General features: G+C 43.6%; 16 protein-coding genes and 1 pseudogene. 6 read left to right on the forward strand and 11 right to left on the reverse strand.

The genetic code is table 11. The features are described 5' to 3' along the window. Window positions 1-7: 7 nt before the first annotated feature. From QUE24_RS15545 to QUE24_RS15570, 6 genes are all read right to left on the reverse strand, one after another. Window positions 8-469, reverse strand: a complete 462-nt coding sequence (locus QUE24_RS15545) for a DNA polymerase III subunit psi (RefSeq protein ID WP_286304690.1) — start codon at window positions 467-469, stop codon at window positions 8-10. After that, entirely contained in the window at window positions 469-2,001 is a 1,533-nt protein-coding gene (locus tag QUE24_RS15550) for a 2-isopropylmalate synthase (RefSeq protein ID WP_286304691.1), read from the reverse strand. The genes QUE24_RS15545 and QUE24_RS15550 overlap by 1 nt, the downstream gene beginning before the upstream one ends. A gap of 34 nt (window positions 2,002-2,035) precedes the next feature. Further along, on the reverse strand, window positions 2,036-2,785 hold the full coding sequence (gene pssA / locus QUE24_RS15555; protein WP_286304692.1) for a CDP-diacylglycerol--serine O-phosphatidyltransferase: 750 nt from the start codon (window positions 2,783-2,785) through the stop codon (window positions 2,036-2,038). A 113-nt stretch (window positions 2,786-2,898) separates the two neighbouring features. Continuing rightward, on the reverse strand, window positions 2,899-3,912 hold the full coding sequence (ilvC, locus tag QUE24_RS15560; protein ID WP_286306143.1) for a ketol-acid reductoisomerase: 1,014 nt from the start codon (window positions 3,910-3,912) through the stop codon (window positions 2,899-2,901). 48 nt (window positions 3,913-3,960) lie between these two features. Then, window positions 3,961-4,455, reverse strand: coding sequence for an acetolactate synthase small subunit (gene ilvN / locus QUE24_RS15565; protein ID WP_286304693.1), 495 nt, complete (start codon window positions 4,453-4,455; stop codon window positions 3,961-3,963). A gap of 2 nt (window positions 4,456-4,457) precedes the next feature. Continuing rightward, a complete protein-coding gene (locus tag QUE24_RS15570; protein ID WP_286304694.1) occupies window positions 4,458-6,200 on the reverse strand; it encodes an acetolactate synthase 3 large subunit in 1,743 nt (580 codons plus the stop codon). A gap of 165 nt (window positions 6,201-6,365) precedes the next feature. Between QUE24_RS15570 and pyrC the strand changes: the two genes are divergently transcribed. Next, window positions 6,366-7,415 carry a dihydroorotase gene (pyrC, locus tag QUE24_RS15575; protein WP_286304695.1) on the forward strand — a complete coding sequence of 350 codons (1,050 nt, stop codon included), beginning with the start codon at window positions 6,366-6,368 and terminating at the stop codon, window positions 7,413-7,415. A 1-nt stretch (window position 7,416) separates the two neighbouring features. Here the strand turns inward: pyrC and QUE24_RS15580 are convergent, their stop codons facing one another. From QUE24_RS15580 to dapA, 5 genes are all read right to left on the reverse strand, one after another. Then, window positions 7,417-8,379 carry a sensor domain-containing diguanylate cyclase gene (locus QUE24_RS15580; protein WP_286304696.1) on the reverse strand — a complete coding sequence of 321 codons (963 nt, stop codon included), beginning with the start codon at window positions 8,377-8,379 and terminating at the stop codon, window positions 7,417-7,419. Window positions 8,380-8,530: 151 nt separating this feature from the next. Continuing rightward, window positions 8,531-9,241 carry a phosphoribosylaminoimidazolesuccinocarboxamide synthase gene (gene purC, locus QUE24_RS15585; protein WP_286304697.1) on the reverse strand — a complete coding sequence of 237 codons (711 nt, stop codon included), beginning with the start codon at window positions 9,239-9,241 and terminating at the stop codon, window positions 8,531-8,533. Window positions 9,242-9,251: 10 nt separating this feature from the next. After that, on the reverse strand, window positions 9,252-10,019 hold the full coding sequence (locus QUE24_RS15590) for an MBL fold metallo-hydrolase (protein ID WP_286304698.1): 768 nt from the start codon (window positions 10,017-10,019) through the stop codon (window positions 9,252-9,254). Beyond that, window positions 10,019-11,050, reverse strand: coding sequence for an NlpB/DapX family lipoprotein (gene bamC / locus QUE24_RS15595; protein ID WP_286304699.1), 1,032 nt, complete (start codon window positions 11,048-11,050; stop codon window positions 10,019-10,021). Before bamC ends, QUE24_RS15590 begins: the two co-directional genes overlap by 1 nt. 24 nt (window positions 11,051-11,074) lie before the next feature. Beyond that, the gene (gene dapA, locus QUE24_RS15600) at window positions 11,075-11,953 is read right to left on the reverse strand and encodes a 4-hydroxy-tetrahydrodipicolinate synthase (protein ID WP_286304700.1); all 879 of its coding nucleotides are present in this window, start codon (window positions 11,951-11,953) and stop codon (window positions 11,075-11,077) included. Between the two features lie 119 nt (window positions 11,954-12,072). On the opposite strand from dapA, the gene QUE24_RS15605 reads away from it, so the two are divergent. The 5 genes and pseudogenes from QUE24_RS15605 (at window position 12,073) to QUE24_RS15625 (ending at window position 19,907) form a co-directional block, all read left to right on the forward strand. Then, window positions 12,073-12,540: a peroxiredoxin gene (locus tag QUE24_RS15605; protein WP_286304701.1), complete on the forward strand. Its 468-nt coding sequence runs from the start codon at window positions 12,073-12,075 to the stop codon at window positions 12,538-12,540. A gap of 185 nt (window positions 12,541-12,725) precedes the next feature. After that, window positions 12,726-14,873 (forward strand): methyl-accepting chemotaxis protein, encoded by a 2,148-nt coding sequence (locus QUE24_RS15610; RefSeq protein ID WP_286304702.1) that lies wholly within the window; start codon window positions 12,726-12,728, stop codon window positions 14,871-14,873. An 86-nt stretch (window positions 14,874-14,959) separates the two neighbouring features. Beyond that, the gene (locus QUE24_RS15615; protein ID WP_286304703.1) at window positions 14,960-15,487 is read left to right on the forward strand and encodes a hypothetical protein; all 528 of its coding nucleotides are present in this window, start codon (window positions 14,960-14,962) and stop codon (window positions 15,485-15,487) included. 352 nt (window positions 15,488-15,839) lie between these two features. Then, window positions 15,840-18,743 (forward strand): ribonucleoside-diphosphate reductase subunit alpha, encoded by a 2,904-nt coding sequence (locus tag QUE24_RS15620; protein WP_286304704.1) that lies wholly within the window; start codon window positions 15,840-15,842, stop codon window positions 18,741-18,743. Further along, window positions 18,743-19,907, forward strand: a pseudogene (locus tag QUE24_RS15625) (ribonucleotide-diphosphate reductase subunit beta). The gene QUE24_RS15620 and the pseudogene QUE24_RS15625 overlap by 1 nt, the downstream one beginning before the upstream one ends. Window positions 19,908-20,337 lie beyond the last annotated feature (430 nt).

Genomic DNA, 20,337 nt, shown 5'->3' on the forward strand with positions numbered 1-20,337 from the left:
TTGTCCGTTAATTTAAAGCGTTACCGTGAGTTTTTAGCTGTTGCCAGGCAACCGCTTTCAATGAAGGCTGCCCTATCATAGCTTCTAAGGATGGAAGTTGAACAGCATCAACACCTTCAGGCAAACGCTGTTCACTCTTCATCATTGTGAGAATTATTTTGCTATTAAGCTCATCTGGACTCAATCTCACGACTTCTGATGAGGCAATTATGTATTGACGTCTGTTATCTAGCCCCACTGATTTTAGAATGCTTGTTAATAAACGTCGTTCTACAGCGTTTAATGCCGTCGCTTCAACGACAAGAACGACTTGCACATCATCAGGAATTTTCTGCTCCTGAGTCTGTAGAGTGTCTGCAGGTATGGTCTCAGTAGACGCTATATCCTGAGTACTTTTGCTCTGACGTTTTGTCCAAACGGGTATACCCATTTCAGTCAAGACTGAGTATTGATATTCAGTCAGTGCCATTAGACTTGAGGATGAGCTCTATCAACAGGACTTAAGATTTTGTTCAAAGCGTTCAGGTAAGCTTTGGCGGATGCAATAACGATATCCGTATCCGCACCTTGCCCACTGACTATCCGTCCACCTTTCTCAAGTCTTACACTGACCTCGCCCTGAGCATCAGTACCAGTAGTGATACTGTTCACTGAATAGAGCTGTAATTCTGTTTGGCTTTGCACAATTGACTCAATCGCTTTATAAGCAGCATCAACAGGGCCTCCACCACTCATTTGTGTCTGCACTTCTCTACCATCAACGGACAATGTGACAGTGGCAAAGGGTGTTTCACCTGTTTCACTACAGACCTTCAATGAAATTAGACTGACACGCTCATCTGCAGTCGCAACGGTATCACTAACCAGTGCCTGAATATCCTCATCAAATACCTCATGCTTTTTATCCGCTAATTCTTTAAAACGAGTAAATGCGGCGTTTAAATCAGTTTCGGAGGTTAACTCAATACCCAGTTCTTGTAGACGGCTACGGAAAGCATTTCGGCCAGAGTGCTTGCCAAGTACCATTCTATTGGTATTCCAACCGACATCTTCTGCGCGCATGATTTCATAGGTTTCACGATTTTTCAGAACACCGTCTTGATGGATGCCTGATTCATGAGCAAAAGCATTGGCGCCAACGATAGCTTTATTTGGTTGTACAACAAACCCTGTGATGCCCGACACTAATCGTGATGCCGATAAAATATGCTGCGTATCAATACCAGTATCACATGGGAACATATCCTGACGCGTTCTGACTGCCATCACGACTTCTTCTAAGGCAGCATTACCAGCCCGTTCACCCAAACCATTGATAGTGCATTCAACTTGCCGTGCACCATTCATCACTGCTGACAAAGAGTTTGCAACAGCCAAGCCCAGATCATTGTGACAATGCACGGAGAAGATGGCTTTGTCTGCATTTGGTATGCGTTCACGTAATGTTGAAATCAATGAGCCAAATTGATGTGGCAAGTTGTACCCTACTGTGTCGGGTATATTTAGTGTGGATGCCCCAGCATCAATGACCGCCTCAAGGATTTGGCACAGAAAGTCTGTTTCACTTCGACCGGCATCTTCAGGAGAAAATTCTACGTCGTCGGTATATTGACGAGCACGCTTGACTGCACGAACTGCATTTTCTATCACCTGTTCAGGTTCCATACGCAGTTTCATTTTCATGTGAATAGGTGATGTTGCAATAAAGGTATGAATGCGTGATGCATTTGCTAATTTGAGCGCTTCACCGGCTCTGTCGATATCTGCATCTAATGCTCGGGACAGACCACAAATACGACTATCTTTAACTGCTTTAGCTACTGCTTGTACAGCTTCAAAGTCACCTGTGCTGGCGATAGGAAATCCAGCCTCAATTACATCTACACGCATACGCTCAAGTGCTTTGGCAATGCGGACTTTCTCATCTTTTGTCATCGATGCGCCCGGGCTTTGCTCACCGTCACGTAATGTCGTATCAAAAATTATTAGCTTGTCAGTCATAAATGTGTGAACCAGATTATTAAATTATTATTTATTAGTCTTCTTTAGCCTGCGCACGCTCAGAACGATGTTGACGCAGTTTAAGCAATGTAAAAACAGGACCGGATAAACCGTAAATTAAAAATACGCTAAACAGAATGGTAGGTGGGTCAATAGCCACCAGAGCAAAAATAAGTACCAGTACCAGCATTACAACAAAAGGTACTCTGTTTCGTAAATCAAGCTCTTTAAAACTGTGATAGCGCATTGAGCTGACCATAAATATAGCCGCTCCGAAAGTAATTGGTATGGTGAAAATAGCAATCATGCTCTCACTGAAATCATTGCTCGTGCCTGCCCATACCCAACCAGCAATGATGGCGGCCGCAGCAGGACTTGGTAGACCTTGGAAATAACGTTTATCTTGTGTACCTATCTGGGTATTAAATCTGGCTAGTCGCAATGCACCACAGGCTGCATATATGAACGCAACCATCCAGCCGAACTTGCCCATATCAGTCAGAGACCACTGAAAAATCACCAAGGCAGGCGCCATACCAAATGAGACCATATCGGCTAGACTGTCATATTCTGCGCCAAATGCACTTTGAGTGTTGGTCATTCTGGCGATACGACCATCTAATCCATCCATGATCATCGCAATAAATATAGCAATAGCAGCTGTCTCAAAGTCACCACGAATGCCGGCAACAATGGCATAAAATCCAGCAAAGAGCCCCGCTGTCGTGAATAAATTCGGTAGTAGATAGATACCACGATTTTGTGGCTTTTCACTATTAACCATAACTAACACGCTCCTGTTGTTTCGGTTCTACATTATGACAGCTAAGGCACACAAACAAAACGGGGGCGATTGTTTTCACAACCGCCCCCGTCTTTTTTCAATCAATATGCTGATTAGTTTTTAGATTTATCAACAATTTTTTGAATCCAAGGCATCATTGAACGCAATTTTGCACCTGTTTGTTCGATTGGGTGCTCAGCATTGATACGACGCATGGCTGTCATTTCAGGATAGCCACTTTGACCTTCTTGAATGAATTGTTTTGCGTATTTACCTTCCTGGATGTTTTTCAATGCTTCACGCATTGCCCAGCGGCTTTCTTCGTTAATGACACGTGGACCTGTGACGTATTCACCATATTCAGCATTATTCGAGATCGAATAATTCATATTAGCGATACCGCCTTCGTACATCAGGTCAACAATGAGTTTCAACTCATGCAGACATTCGAAGTAAGCCATTTCTGGTGCATAACCTGCTTCAGTCAGCGTTTCAAAACCTGCTTTGACAAGCTCAACAGCGCCACCACATAAGACTGCCTGTTCACCGAATAAGTCTGTTTCAGTCTCATCACGGAATGTTGTTTCGATGATGCCGGTACGACCGCCGCCTACACCTGATGCGTATGATAGAGCAATATCTTTCGCCTTGCCTGAAGCATCTTGCTCTACAGCGATTAAGTCAGGAATACCACCACCTTTAACAAACTCACTACGTACAGTGTGGCCAGGTGCTTTTGGTGCAATCATGATGACATCAAGATCTTCACGCGGCAGAATCTGGTTGTAAAGAATAGCGAAGCCGTGAGCAAAAGCTAAAACAGCGCCTTTTTTCAGGTTAGGTTCGATTTCTTGTTTGTATAATTGAGATTGGAACTCATCTGGTGTCAAAATCATCACCAAATCAGCACCTTTCACTGCTTCACCGACATTGTCAGAAACAGTCAGCCCAGCAGCTTGAGCTTTAGCAATAGATGAAGAGCCAGCACGTAAAGCAACAGTGACATCTACACCTGAGTCTTTCAGGTTGCAGGCATGGGCATGGCCTTGTGAACCATAACCAACGATTGTCACTTTCATGCCTTGAATAATAGACAAGTCACAATCTTTATCGTAATAAATGTTCAAACTCATGATTGAATTCCTTAGATTTTCTTGAACGAATATAAATTCAGTTTACAGGTGCAAGCTTTTCTCGCCGCGAGCAATTCCTGTGACACCTGAACGGACAGTTTCAATAATTTTATGTTCAGCAAGTGCTTCAATAAAAGAATCCAATTTGCTTACAGCACCTGTCAATTCAATGGTATAGGTCGATGAAGTCACATCAATAATGTGGCCTCGAAAAATATCACACAGACGTTTTACATCTTCTCTCTGAGCCATGGTGGCTGCTTTGACTTTTATCAGCATCATTTCACGTTCAATATGAGGCCCTTCGGTCAGATCCATTAGTTTTACCACATCGATCAATTTATTCAATTGCTTCACAATCTGCTCGATGATGCGATCAGTGCCTGTTGTGACAATGGTCATACGGGATAATGATGGATCCTCTGTTGGCGCCACCGTTAATGATTCGATGTTATATGCACGCGCCGAAAATAGTCCCGCCACACGTGATAAGGCCCCTGCTTCATTTTCAATCAGGATAGAAATAATATGACGCATGGTTACGACAGCTCCCTTTCTGAATCTTGTGCAGGTGCGCTATAGGGTGACATATGCATATCGTTATGCGCCTTACCTTGAGCAATCATTGGGTATACATTTTCAGTTTGGTCAGTAACGATATCAAAGAACACCAGACGATCTTTCATCGCAAAACCACGCTCCAACTCAGCTCTAAGGTCCTCCGGTTTCTCGATACGAATACCGACATGACCATAGCTTTCTGTTAACTTCACGAAATCAGGCAGCGACTCCATGTAGGAGTGCGAATAGCGATTTTCGTAGAAAAATTCCTGCCATTGACGAACCATTCCCAAGTAACGATTGTTCAGAGCAACAATTTTGACGGGAAGACCATACTGCAGACAGGTGGACAATTCCTGAATACACATCTGGATACTACCTTCGCCAGTCACACAAATCACCGTACTCTCAGGGTATGCTAACTGAACGCCCATAGCAGCGGGCAAACCGAATCCCATCGTGCCAAGACCACCTGAGTTAATCCATCGGTTTGGCTCATCAAATCCGTAATACTGAGCAGCCCACATTTGATGTTGGCCCACATCAGAAGTGACATAAGCTTCGCCTTTCGTGATTTCATGAAGTAACTCAACAACCGCTTGTGGCTTAATTTTGTCACTATTGCGGTCATAACTCATGCATTGCTTCGAACGCCAACCTTCAATGATATTCCACCACTCTTCCACCGCTTTTTTCTGTGGCTTTTTATTGCTGTTTTTGAGTAAGTGGTTCATTTCCTGTAATACATCAGGAACACTTCCAACAATAGGAATATCAACAGTAATTGTCTTGGATATTGAAGACGGATCAATATCGACATGAATGATTTGAGCATGCGGGCAAAACTCGGCAATTTTACCTGTCACCCGGTCATCAAAACGTGCACCGATAGCGATCAAAACATCGCAATCATGCATCGCCATATTCGCTTCGTATGTACCGTGCATACCCAGCATGCCAAGGAACTGCTTGTCGCTGGCAGGATAAGCACCTAAGCCCATCAGGGTACTAGTGATAGGGAAACCTAGATGACGAACAAATTGACGTAGCTCATCCGAACCTTTACCCAGAACTACACCACCACCAGTGTAAATCATTGGCTTTTTGGCTGTTAGCATCAAATCAACAGCACGCTTAATCTGACCTGTATGGCCTTTCACTGTTGGCTGATAAGAACGCATATTCACTTTATCGGGATAGTGATATGGCACCTTCACAGCTGGATCAGTAATGTCTTTAGGTACATCAACAACGACAGGGCCAGGACGACCAGTAGAAGCGACATAAAATGCTTTTTTTACTGTTTCCGCGAGATCGTTAATATCTTTAACTAAGAAGTTATGTTTTACGCAGGGACGAGTTATCCCAACCGCATCGACTTCCTGGAAGGCATCACTACCGATAACCGCAGTGCTTACCTGTCCAGTGATAACCACCATTGGAATGGAATCCATATAGGCCGTCGCAATACCGGTGACGGCATTTGTAGCGCCGGGACCAGATGTGACTAAGACCACACCTGGTTTACCTGTCGCACGAGCATAGCCATCTGCAGCATGCGTTGCAGCTTGCTCATGTCGAACCAGAATGTGTTTGACATCTTCCTGATTGTATAGCGCATCATAGATATGCAGCACTGCACCACCAGGATACCCGAAAAGGTATTCAACACCTTCGTCTTTGAGACATTGAACTAATATCTCGGCACCACTTAATTCCACGTGTTCCCCTTATATGTATGCCGTTCTTTTTAGTGAGCTAAAAAATTGTAAACGTGTAAAGTTACTTGTAATGCGTGATAAGGTCAAGAATAAGGTCTGTCGCCTTTTCTGCCCATAAAAGATCTATTTATCCTTAATGCATTTGCTGTGGCATAATTTAACGCTATGACACAATTAAAATCTAAGCAAATTACATTAACTCGTCCTGACGATTGGCACTTACACTTGCGCGATGATCTGGCACTAAAACGCACCGTTTCAGACACAGCTCGAGTCTTTGGTCGTGCCATCGTCATGCCAAATCTCCAACCACCTGTAACGACGACTGCATTGGCCGCTGATTACAGAGCCAGAATAATAGAAAACAGGTCTGAACACAGTCAGTTTGAACCTTTAATGACATTGTATCTCACCGATAACACCTCTGCCGATGAAATTTATCGTGCTCACGAGAGTGGAATCATTCATGGCGTCAAATTATACCCAGCAGGTGCCACCACAAATTCAGATGCGGGTGTGACTGAACTTAGTCATTGCTATCAGGCATTAGAGGCGATGCAAAAGCTCGGTATACCACTACTTGTACATGGTGAAGTCACTTCGCCCGAGATAGATGTATTTGATCGCGAGAAAGTTTTTATCGATCAGATATTAATCCCTCTGATAAAAAATTTTCCTGAACTGAGAATCGTCTTTGAACATATCACTACATCTAATGCCGCTGAGTTTGTCGCTAGCGCTGCTGACCATATTGCTGCAACTATCACCCCTCATCACTTACTGTTAAATAGAAATGATCTTCTGGTGGGAGCTATAAGGCCACACCACTACTGCTTACCTGTATTAAAGAGAAATACACACCAACAGGCTTTGATTAAAGCAGCGACCAGTGGCAGTAAGAAATTCTTTCTAGGCACTGATAGTGCGCCTCATCCACGAGCAGGCAAAGAATCAAGCTGTGGTTGCGCCGGCATATATAGTGCTCATGCCGCGATTGAGTTGTATGCAGAAGCATTTGATGCAGCAAATGCATTAGATAAATTAGAAATGTTTGCCAGCTTTAATGGACCTGATTTCTACCACTTACCTAGAAATCAGACTCAAATAACGTTAGTAAAAGAAAGCTGGGACGTCCCTCAAACGTTACCTTTTGCAGACAGTTCTTTGGTACCCATGCGGGCGGGAAATCAGATAGCTTGGAAAGTCGTTAGTTAATCTAACGGCTTTGCTTGCGTTTGCGTTTATACATCAAGACATCACCTTCAGAAAGTAAATCTTCAATACCTTGATGTTTGTCTGAGTCCATCAATACGACACCGTATGAAAAAGTAATGTCATAGCCAAGTTCGCGCTGTTTATTAGATGCTTCAACTTGCTTTGAAAAACGTTTCATCACTTCATCAACCGCTTTTTGATCAGCATCAACCAGCAGAATAACAAATTCGTCTCCGCCCATTCTCGCGACGATATCTGAATCTCTGCCAACATCATCTAAGATCGTTGCAAATTGACGTAGTGCCTTATCCCCCTCTGCATGACCAAACTTATCGTTGATGGGTTTAAATTCATTCAGATCAAGAAAAGCCAGGGCAACGGGTAGTCCACCACGTCTGCATATACTCAGAGATTTTGCGGCAGACATATTAAAACCTCGACGGTTTAATATGCCTGTTAGCTCATCCATGGTCGCCAACTCAACGGCTTGAATCTCGTGTTCAACTATGGTTGCTAGATCTTTAAGTAGTGCTCGATCTTCGTCACTGAAATGTCTTGGCCTCACATCTTTAATACACAACGTACCTAGCTTACTGCCATCAAGATAACGAATGGGATAGCCAGCATAAAAGCGTATATGCTTTTGACCTATAAATAGCGGATTGTCGATGAAACGTTCATCCTTATGCGTATCTTCAACAACAAAGGCGCCATCGCCCAAAATCGCGTGTCCACAAAAAGACAGATCACGTGGCGTCTCAGTAATATCTAATCCCTGGCAGGACTTAAACCATTGGCGATTTTTATCAACAATACTGACGAGCGCAACTGGCACATCAAATAACTTAATGGCGATTCTTGTGAGACGATCAAAGCGTTCGTCGGGAGCCGAATCAAGGATAGTCAACGATTGTAATGTCGATAACCTTTCTTGTTCATTTTGAGGTAAATCTGGTGTTTTCATTCAAAACTCCAGTTTTTATAGAAACAGAAACATCATAAATGAGTACACAAGCTTGTGTATACAAACAGCTTGGCTGTTCATGCATCGGAAATATATATTTGGAAAAAGGTTCATTTCGCATACAACGAAATGAACCTTGAATGACTTTATTCTATAGCGTCACACCGATACGTTGTGCCACTTCTTCATAGGCTTCAATGACACCACCCAGACCTTGTCTAAAACGGTCTTTGTCCAGTTTTTTACGTGTTTCTGCATCCCACAGACGACAGCCATCTGGACTAAACTCATCACCTAAAAAGATCTGACCTTTGAACAAGCCAAACTCTAGTTTATAGTCCACTAAAATCATGCCGGCATCGGCAAATAGCCTCTGTAAATGTTCATTAACTTCAAACGTTAACTCTTTCATTTTGCTTATATCTTCAGCTTTAGCCCAGCCGAATGTTTCGATGTGATACTCGTTGATCATCGGATCATGTAACGCATCATTCTTAAGAAAAAATTCAAACACGGGAGGATTGAGCGCAAGTCCATCTTCGACGCCAAGGCGACGAACCAAGCTACCAGAGGCCACATTCCGTACCACACATTCAACCGGCACCATTTGCATGTTTTTAACCAAGGATTCCGTATCGTTCAACAGCTCTTCGAAGTGAGTTGGAATGCCTTTATCAGCCAAATATTGCATAATGAACGCATTAAACTTGTTATTGACCATGCCTTTACGATTTAACTGTTCGACTTTTTCACCATCAAATGCAGACGTATCATCACGAAAGCTCAGTACGACATAATCTTCATTATCTGTAGCAAAAACACTTTTGGCTTTACCAGAATACAATTCTTGTTTCTTTTGCATCAGCTATCTCTTAGCGGTTAGTTATTTCACGCCAGTCAAAACCGGCCTCTTGGTCTGCAATGCCAATCCAATCATGTTCACAAGCCAGTGCGTCAGCAAGTAACGGCACAACAAGCGATGGACAATTGTTTTTTTCAGAAATATGCATTGCCATAATATGCTGCAAGTTTGTGGTGTCAATTTTCTCAAGTAATGAGGCGGATTGCACGTTATTTAAATGCCCCAGTCTGCCACCAACACGCCGCTTAAGATGTTCAGGATATTCCCCCTGCTCCAGCATCATCATATCGTGATTGGCCTCTAACAGTAAGGCATTACAGCCAGATAATGTTTCCTCAATCAACGGTGTGATGGAGCCGACATCCGTCAGCAAACCTAAGCGGTGTTGACCATTACCAAAAACAAACTGGCTCGGCTCTCGTGCATCATGTGGCACGGGAAATGGTTCAACTTCTAAATCATTAATGCTGAATGTTTCATGGCAATTAAATGTCTTGATATGCGCTGCAATATCAACCGGCAAACAACCTGCTGTGCCCGGTGTGGTATAGACAGGCAAACGAAATTTTCGGGCCATGACACGTATACCAGCCATGTGATCGGCATGCTCATGTGTAACTAATAAAGCAGATAGCTGGTAAGGGTCAACGCCCAGTTTCCGTAAACGTTTCTCAGCTTCACGAGCAGAAAAACCACAGTCAATCATGACTGTGGTTTTTCCAGCTGTTACCAGTGTCGCATTACCTCGACTACCACTTCCAAGGGAAGCAAATCGCATTATGGTGCAAGTTGTTCCTGAATCAGATCTAACAAACGTTTGGCAGAGTCATCAGAAGTACGCACTTCATTTGAATCTAATACCATTACACGTGTTTGATCAGCATCTGACAGCAACTTAATGTAGTAGTATTCGTTTGGTTTTTTCTCGACATCATCACGCCAGAAGGCCAGTTTATCCAGCATGCCTTCATCATCTTCTTCAGCTTGCTTGAATGGATCAATGTAGCGGACAAAATACTGACCTTTGCTACGATCACGATCTTCAACTGAGAAGCCTTTGCTATCTAGGACACGTCCAACACGTCCCCAAACTGTTGAGAAATCCTGCTCAATTAATAAACTTTGCTGACCATTACTATCATCCATCAATAACACACGAGCAGTTTCTTCTGGTGGTGGCGCTGGGGTCGCCAGTTTAAATTGCTCCATATCTTGCTGGTACAGCGTGCCTAAATAATCAGCTAATTGACGAAGCATCGCTTCATCTTTCTGGTTATTAGCTTGTTCACTATCGGCATTACCCAAATAGATATTGGCCATTTTAGAGGTATCACCACGTTCCATTCGAATGCGGTAGACATAACCATCTGCATCAGCTGTGGTATCCATCAGACCAATACGGTCATCAGCACGTGCAATCCCTAAATCTTTAGTCGCCCAAAAATCGATGATACGTTGCCAAGTCACTTCACGGTCACCAGGCACAACAAGATGCCGGTCTGCACCTTCACCTGATAATGCAGGTTTGGATTCAGGCGTAATATTGTATTTTGCAGCTAATGGGTTGGTTGCCGCTTCTTCAAATTCAGAGTATGTCGCTGTATTTGTCTGCTTACCAGAGATGTCATCTTTAATTCGACTAGTGCTTAAATCGGGCGGCACATCGAGAGGTGGCATAGTTTCAGCTTTACGGTATTTCTGTGTGTTATCTGGAACCACTTCATCTAATGATGAGAAAGCACCACAAGCAGTTAGAGCAGTCGTCATCATGACAACCAGCGATGTTTGTTTAAATAATTTTACGTTCATTTAATACAGTTCACTCACTTGAATTTAGTTGAGAACACCGGCAGTGTTCAATGCATCACGCACAGATTGATGATAATTCTCAGACAATACCGTCATTGGCAAACGAATGCCACTAGAAATAAGTCTCATTTCGTTCAAAGCCCATTTTACGGGTATGGGATTTGACTCGACAAACAAGAATTGATGCAGAGCCACTAATTTTGAATTAATGTCGCGAGCTAAAGTCTCATTCCCAGCTAAAGCAGCCTGACACATTTCATGCATGAGTTTAGGCGCGACATTTGCGGTGACAGAAATCACCCCCTGACCGCCTGCCAATATGAAATCGACAGTGTTGGCATCTTCACCAGTGTAAAGAGCAAAGCCTTCTCGTGATAATTGTTTAATCTGCTGAACACGAGAAACATCGCCAGTAGCTTCTTTGATGCCGATAATATTGGAAAGCTCTGATAATCTTCCAACCGTTTCAGGTAGCAAATCAGATGCAGTGCGACCTGGCACGTTGTATAAGATTTGTGGAATATTGACTGCTTCAGCGATGGCTTTGAAATGGAGATACATGCCCTGCTGAGTCGGTTTGTTGTAATAAGGCGCAACAAGCAAAACTGCATCAACACCAAGATCTTTTGCCGATTGAGTCAGTTCAATAGCTTCTGAAGTCGAGTTGGCACCAGTACCGGCAATCACGGGGATACGCCCATTCACTTGTTCCACCACCAGACGAATCACGTCACAGTGTTCTTCTACGCTCAAGGTTGCAGATTCACCGGTCGTACCGACAGCGACAATGGCATCTGTGCCCTGGCTGATATGAAACTCGACCAGCTTTCGCAGGCTGTCAACATCCAAGGCACCATCTGCCTGCATGGGTGTGACAAGAGCTACCATACTGCCGCTAAACATATTTAAATGACTCCGAAAAAATAACAGGCATGGTACTTTGCCTGCCTGTTGATGACAAGATCCGACTGAATTGTGTAAGGTACTTTTCTTTCTCAATCTAATCAAACAGGACGACTAAGATGACACAAGTTAAAGTAGGTGAAGCTGTCCCAGACTTTACACTGCCAAGCACAGGCGATAAAACTTTCCAACTTTCAGCCATGAAAGGCAAACGCGTCTTAATTTATTTTTATCCGAAAGATAATACGCCCGGCTGTACACTCGAGGGTCAAAATTTCCGCGATAATATCGACTTCTTCACTGAGCACAACACCATCATTTTTGGTATTTCACGCGACAGTCTTCGTATGCATGAAAACTTCAAAACCAAGCAATCATTTCCATTCGACTTATTATCAGACTCTGAAGAGGAAGCTTGCCGCTTATTCGATGTCATCAAGCTCAAAAAACTCTACGGTAAAGAACACATGGGCATCGTAAGAAGTACATTTCTCATTGATGAAAATGGTGTACTTCAGCAAGAGTGGCGCAATGTAAAGGTCAAACAACACCTTGATGAGGTTAAAGACGCCATATCGAACTTATAAACTCATCCATCAGAGGACTTGGCCATAACTCTACAGCGCCACAATGGATCGCTTTCATAGCTCGTTCGCACTTAATTCGTGCACTTTATTATTACTACCTCTTTGTAGGTATACCAAAATAGATACTATTCGTATTGGTCTGTTTTTTGCTCTGGCAGTATTGAATAACACTGTTAGGGGTAACAATGAGTCCATTACGAAGTACTTCAATGAATCTAAGCCACAAAGAAAAAACGTGGTTACCTTGGTTCGGCCCGACCGGGAAACTGGCCATGTCCTGGTCATGCCGACTTAATCGACATAACTACCAAAAAGTAGAAAAAACATTTGAGGGAATCGCGGCAACACGTGTCAAGATTCTCCACCAATGGGCAGACAATCATTGGAATCAAATGGCCTTTCTCGCAGAACAGTTGACAGCATGTTATCCAGAATTACCCTCATCGTTATTACTGGATAGGCTCCATGCAGCGCCTGATTTCTCTGAAATATTCACGATTGATATCCATGGTACGGTCACTCAATCAACCTATTCACCTCATATCAATAAATCCGACTTGTCTTCTGAGGCAATAAAACAAGGTATTAGCAGTCAGTTTTTGCATGGACCTTACATCGATAAATTAACGCTAGACATAGGTCCTTCAAGTTCGAAGTTTCATGATGAAGTCACGCTCATGTTCTATCATCCATTGATTATCGATGGGGAAACAGTGGGTGCTGTATGTGGACGTGTTCCTAATGATGTATTAGGAGACCTTATTCAGCGGGAAGCGGGTCACATCTATCCCGAGTCTGGCGATAACTACATCTTTATGGTGGAATCCAAGTTCGAATCTGGATTACAACAAGGCATTGCCTTATCTCGCTCTCGGTTTGAGGATGATACATTTTCCCATGGGGAAAACCTGAAAAGTGGGATTCATACAGGCTTCGGTTCAGTAAAAATCCAACGCCACACTGAATTTGAAATTCGCTTTACCGATCCGGCTACCAACGAACTTCATCCCGGCGTCCGTGAAACTATTCGTAACGGTGAAAACTTATTTGTTACCTATCCTGGTTATTCTGATTATCGTCATATTCCGGTCATTGGGAAAGGCGTTACTTTCCAGCTTAGAGGTTCGCCAGATCGCTGGGGCATGATGTGTGAGGGTGATTTAGAAGAAGTCTACAGACGCCGCTCGGTCAATGTCAGCCTAATGAAAGGTTTTGTCACATCAATGTTTGTTTTGCTAGGTACCAATATGGCACTACATGCCTTCACCACACTGCCTGTAATTGGTGTCAATGCCATATCTATAGCCATGGTCGGTGTCATTGCAGTTATGTACAAAAAGTTGACAACTAACCCTCTCGCCAATCGTCTTGATGAAATGACCCATGTTATTCAAACCATCGCTGAAGGTGAAGGTAATCTTGCACAAAGGCTTGATAACACCACATTTGTCAATGATGAAACCGGTGATATGGGACGTTGGATTAATAGTTTCATTGATAATCTTGATGGCATAGTTGGCCAAGTCATTAAAACCAGCACCAATGTCAGTTACACCAATGAAGCCATGCTCGAAACAAACCGAGAAGCGTTTCATGTTTCTAATGAAGTCGCGACAGCAATAGAAAGAATGCTGCAATTGTTAGAAGAGCAAATGCGCGATATTGGGAATGCATCAACCACTGCTGAGGCCATGAAACAAGCCATGGATGAAGTCGTTCATGAAGCCAGAGTGCAATACGAGTCCGTACGAAGTGGTACACAAGAAATACGTGATGTCGTGGAAACCTCTGCTAAAGCCGTACAATCACTTCATAGTAGGACAGCAGAAATTGGTAATATCATTGGCGTCATCACTGAAATTACTAATCAAACCAACTTACTCGCACTCAATGCTGCTATCGAGGCAGCTCGTGCCGGTGATCATGGCCGAGGATTTTCAGTTGTGGCTGACGAAGTGAGAAATCTTGCTCAGAGAACAGCTACATCAGCAGATGAAATTCGACAAATGATTGAAACCATCCAGTCGGAAACCTTAGATGCGTATAAATTCATGGAGTCTGGTGTGGAGAATGTCGATCGTAGCTTAAAGAAAACAGAAGAAGCATCGTCAGAAAATACGCAACTTCATCAACTTGTTGAGCAAATGTTTTCCACCATCAAGCAACTGGATCAAAATAGCCAGTTACACGGTGTAACCGCGAGAGACGTCGGCCAGTCAGCTAGCCTGATGTCACAGGCCATTGATGCGTTACAGCATCGCTCTGTCATGGTAAAAAATACCGCACAAAAACTCAGTCAGCTCGTTGGTGTTTTCAGCGTCAGTACACGATAAATTCCAAAAAATATAAGCAGATAAGGATATCTGCTTCGTTTCTATTGTCTCCTATACTGTGTTTACCCCAAAAAGGAGATTGCCTTATGGATATGCAAATCAACCAAGAAAGTAAACCAAGCAAGCTGGCTGCTGTATTTGATGATGAACAAAAAGCGTTAGAAGCCAAACAAACTCTGGTAAATGACGGTCATTTCAAACACCAAGACATCGAAATGATTCAGCCCAAAGACAACCACACCAGTGAAAAAATCGAACCTGAATCCAAAGCAATTGCACGTTTTATCACCCGTTCTCACTTTATCTTTGGTGGTATCGGATTATTAGTTGGCTTGGCCATCGCCAGTGCTCTGGTGGCATCTGGCCCAATGATGACCCAATCGAGCCCTCTCTATACCTATATCGCACTCGCGATTGTAGGTACATTTGTTGGTATGTTATTGGCTGGATTAGTCTCATTACGCCCCGATCACGATCCGCTAATTAACGATACGGTTTCCGCAAAGCGTCATAATCTATGGACGTTGATTGTTCAGACAGATGGGCGCAAGAATCTTAAGAAAGCACATCAACTGATGCACCCGACAGCCGTCTCTGTCACAGAAACATTCTAGTTCTTAAGCGTTTAGCGAAAAGTCTTCTGGTGCTGGTTGAACAAAACAATCAGCACCAGTATGATGCCCGTCCCCCTTGAAGCAGACACGGCAAAATTTGTATTTTTTATCGTAATAAAAAAAGTTTTTTCGAGCACCAAAAAGTAACAAAAGCTGTGATCCCGCATAGGCGCTGACTTAGCTCTAAACCTACAGCAAGTTATCCACAAAAAGTGCACAATTTATGTGCAAAATCTCCACTTGCCAAGCCTTCAAAAACACACTATCTTGTGGTTCAATCATTTCAAAACCACAACCTCTAGTGGTTTTATGTTTTTTTGATTATTTAAACATTATTGCAGGGATTTCAATTATGGCGAGCGAAACAGCACAACCCGTTTATACCTCATCAGCATCCGAAAGTGGATACAGCGTTATCCGTCGTAACGGTAAAGTCACCGAGTTTGATAGCAGCAAAATTGCTGTCGCTATCACCAAAGCCTTTTTGGCTGTTGAAGGTGATTCAGCAAAAGACAGTCGTCGTATTCACGACACAGTTGCCAAGCTGACCAAACAAGTTACCGACAACCTTTTACGTCGTATTGATGATGGTGGCACCGTTCACATCGAAGATATTCAAGATCAGGTCGAATTAGCCCTGATGCGTGAAGGCGAATACAAAGTCGCTCGTTCTTACGTTGTATATCGTGAAAAACAATCAGAAAAACGTGCTGAAGAAGAAAAGAAACATCCCCAGCCTGCTAACGAATCTCCCCTGCACGTCACAGCAGCTGATGGCTCTCGTCAACCTCTCGACATTGACCGTTTACACAATCTGATTACAGAAGCTTGTGAAGGTCTGGCAGAAGTAAACCGTGATGCGATTTTACGCGACACACAACGTAACTTGTTTGACGGCGTTAAAGAGGCTGACGTCGAAAAAGCATTGGTTATGGCTGCACGTACCTTCATCGAAAAAGATCCTGCCTACAGCACACTGGCTGCTCGCCTGCTGATGGATGGTATTCGTCGTGAAGCACTGACATTTGTTTACAAAATGCCAAAACAAGCATCCCAACAAGAAATGGGTGATTTGTATAGTGACTATTTCAAAACCTACATCTCAACAGCGATTGAAAAAGAACTGATTGACTCTGAATTAGGTTTGTTTGACTTAGATCGACTGGGTAATGCACTTAAACCAGAATTAGACTTTGAGTTCACCTACTTGGGTCTGCAAACGTTATATGACCGTTACTTCATTCACTTCGATGGTACGCGCTTTGAATTACCGCAAGCCTTCTATATGCGTGTCGCCATGGGCCTGGCTATCAATGAGTTAAATCGTGAAGAGCGCGCTATCGAGTTCTACAACTTGTTATCAAGCTTCGACTTCATGAGCTCGACGCCTACCCTGTTCAACTCAGGCACACTGCGTCCACAATTATCTTCATGCTACCTGACCACCGTACCGGATGATCTGAGCGGTATTTATAACGCGATGCGTGATAATGCGCTGTTATCAAAATATGCCGGTGGTCTGGGTAATGACTGGTCACGTGTTCGTGGTCTGGGCGCTCACATCAAAGGTACCAATGGTAAATCACAAGGTGTTGTACCGTTCCTGAAAGTAGCTAACGACACTGCTGTTGCTGTCAACCAAGGTGGTAAACGTAAAGGTGCGGTTTGTGCTTACTTAGAAACATGGCACATCGACGTCGAAGAATTCCTGGATATGCGTAAAAACACCGGAGATGATCGCCGTCGTACGCACGATATGAATACCGCTAACTGGATTCCAGACTTATTCATGAAGCGTGTGGCTGAAGAAGGTCAATGGACCCTGTTCTCTCCAGAAGAAGTGGAAGACTTACACGACTTAACGGGTCTTGATTTTGAAAGAGCCTATGAAGCTTACGAAGAAAAAGCGGCTCGTGGCGATATTCGTAACTTCAAACAACTGCCTGCGACAGACCTATGGCGCAAAATGTTAGGCATGCTGTTCGAAACAGGCCACCCTTGGATCACATTTAAAGATCCATGTAACCTGCGTAGCCCACAACAGCACGTTGGTGTGGTTCACAGCTCAAACCTGTGTACAGAAATCACCCTGAACACATCAGACAAAGAAATTGCGGTGTGTAACTTAGGCAGCGTCAATATGGTGAAACATATTGATGAAAACGGTCAGCTCGATAAAGAAAAACTGCAAAAAACCGTTCGTACCGCGATGCGTATGTTAGATAACGTTATCGAGTACAACTACTACAGCGTACCGCAAGCACGCCACTCAAACTTACAGCACCGTCCTGTCGGTTTAGGCCTGATGGGCTTCCAGGATGCCCTGTACAAACTGCGTATTCCCTACAGCTCTGATGAAGCCGTTCAATTTGCTGATGAATCAATGGAAGCAATCAGCTACTACGCTATCGACGCCTCGTCTGATTTAGCTGCAGAACGTGGTAAATACCAAACCTACGAAGGTAGCTTATGGAGCAAAGGTATCCTGCCAATCGATTCAATCAAACTATTGAAAGAAGCGCGTGGTGAATATCTGCAACAAGACGAAAGCAAAACTATGGATTGGGATATGCTGCGTGACAAGATCAAACGTCAAGGCATGCGTAACTCAAACACCATGGCGATTGCCCCAACAGCGACGATTTCAAACATCTGTGGTGTCAGCCAATCCATTGAGCCGACCTATCAGAACCTGTTTGTGAAATCGAACCTGTCAGGTGAGTTCACTGTTATCAACCCATACATGGTTGAAGACTTGAAAGCACGTAACCTGTGGGATGACGTGATGATTAACGATCTGAAATACTTCGACGGTAGCCTGCAAGGCATCGACCGTATTCCAGCTGAGTTGAAATCACTCTACACCACCGCATTTGAAATGGATGCACGCTGGTTAATTGAAGCCGCATCACGCCGACAAAAATGGCTGGATCAAGCTCAAAGCCTTAACTTATATATGGCTGAACCATCAGGTAAGAAGATGGACAACCTTTATAAACTGGCTTGGGTACGTGGCTTGAAAACCACCTATTACCTCCGCTCTATGGGGGCAACAGGTGCAGAAAAAACCAGCACAGCACCAACCACAGCAACTGAAGCGCCTGCACCAAGCAAGCCAACAGCAGTTGCCGCCGCGAGCACGCCAGCGCCGGTTGCCAGCTCATCAGCAAGCATGGACGATTTAGTTCTAGGTGAAGGTATGGAAGCGCCAAAAGCGTGTTCAATTTTAGAACCAGATTGTGAGGCATGTCAGTAATGTTGAATTGGGATGATCCATTCTCAGCACCGATAGCCGGTACTGCAGAAGCAAAAAAACAAAGCGAAGAAAAAGCAGCAGAACAACCTGCTGCACCAGCGGCTAACGATCTCAGCGAAGCACCCGCTTCGGCTGAGGTCAAGCAAATGCCATTATCAAACGCCAAGCCCGTCAATGCTGACGACAAACGCGTTATCAATGGTGAAGCCGATATTAACCAGTTAGCGCCGTTCAAATACCCTTGGGCATGGAACTACTTTCTTAATGCCAACAAGAATCACTGGACACCGCTGGATATCAACATGGCGCAAGATGTTCATGACTACCGTCATAAACTGACGCTGGAAGAACGCCATGTTTATGAAAACGTGTTGTCATACCTGACCACATCAGACATCTTAGCGATGCGTAATATTGGTCTGGCGGTGATGGAAAAAATGACTGCGCCTGAACTGCAAATCTATCAGGCTCGCCAAGTGTATGAAGAATCATTACACACATGGACATACCAGCACTGCATCGAAACCATTGGTCTTGATCAGTCAGAAATCTATAACCGCTACCGTGTGGTGCCAGAGATTTACCAAAAAATTAAACTGGCGAATGACCGTTTAAACACCGTCATGCGTAGTGATATTGATTTGCGTGATCCGGATGAACTGGAAAACTTCATCATGTCCTATGCCTTCTTTGCTGGCATCTTCGAAGGTTCATGGTTCTACAACGGCTTCAGTCCAATCTTTGCTCTGCAACGTCGTGGTTTGATGAAAGGCACCGCCGAACAGCTGCAATACATTATGCGTGACGAAGTCATGCACGCCTCTTTCGGTATTCGCGTCTGTAAGCAAATCATGAAAGAAGAAAACGTCACTCTGGACCCGAAAAAGTCCAACAGATGTTTGAAGAAGCCGATGCCGCTGAAGAAACCTACGCGGGCTACATTCTGCGTGACCCGATTTTAGGTTACTCAAAAGAAGTGCATCACGGCCAGTTCCGTTACACAGCCAACCGTCGTGCGAAACAGTTAGGCTTTGAAGAGCCGTTCCCCGGTGCAGAAGCCACTCTACCCTGGCTTGATGAGCAAGCTAACATGCGGAAAGAAAAGAACTTTTTGAGACAAAAGTAACAGAGTACCAAACAGGCGGTGGCCTCAAGTGGGACTAATTGTCGCGTAACTGATTCAGTGACCGAAATGTAACCATAAGCGACCCTGATAATAAGTCTCATTCGCTTATGGTTATTTGATTCCAAAGTTTTTTAACTGAAACGAGGTTGATTCTGAATATGGCAAGTAATAATAAAGGAACTACGAAAGACATCTCGTTTCTTGCATCTAATACGCTTCGAGATAAAAATGCCATTGAGTAACATTAATTTTGAGTTTTTAACATTGAGAATGAGTAAAAATAACATTTAAAATGAGAAAAACTAAAATCGAAGGTTATGTAAGATATTTATAGTATCGATCGCAAATAAACACTAAATAAATATTTAATCTTCGTTAGTGTAGGGAATGGCATAAGTCTTTAAATTAATGGCATAAGCCTTTAAATATATGCCTGTAAATACCCCTTCACCTTAATGCTTTGTTATA

This window comes from Methylophaga marina (assembly GCF_030296755.1).
In the GTDB taxonomy this organism is placed as follows: domain Bacteria; phylum Pseudomonadota; class Gammaproteobacteria; order Nitrosococcales; family Methylophagaceae; genus Methylophaga; species Methylophaga marina.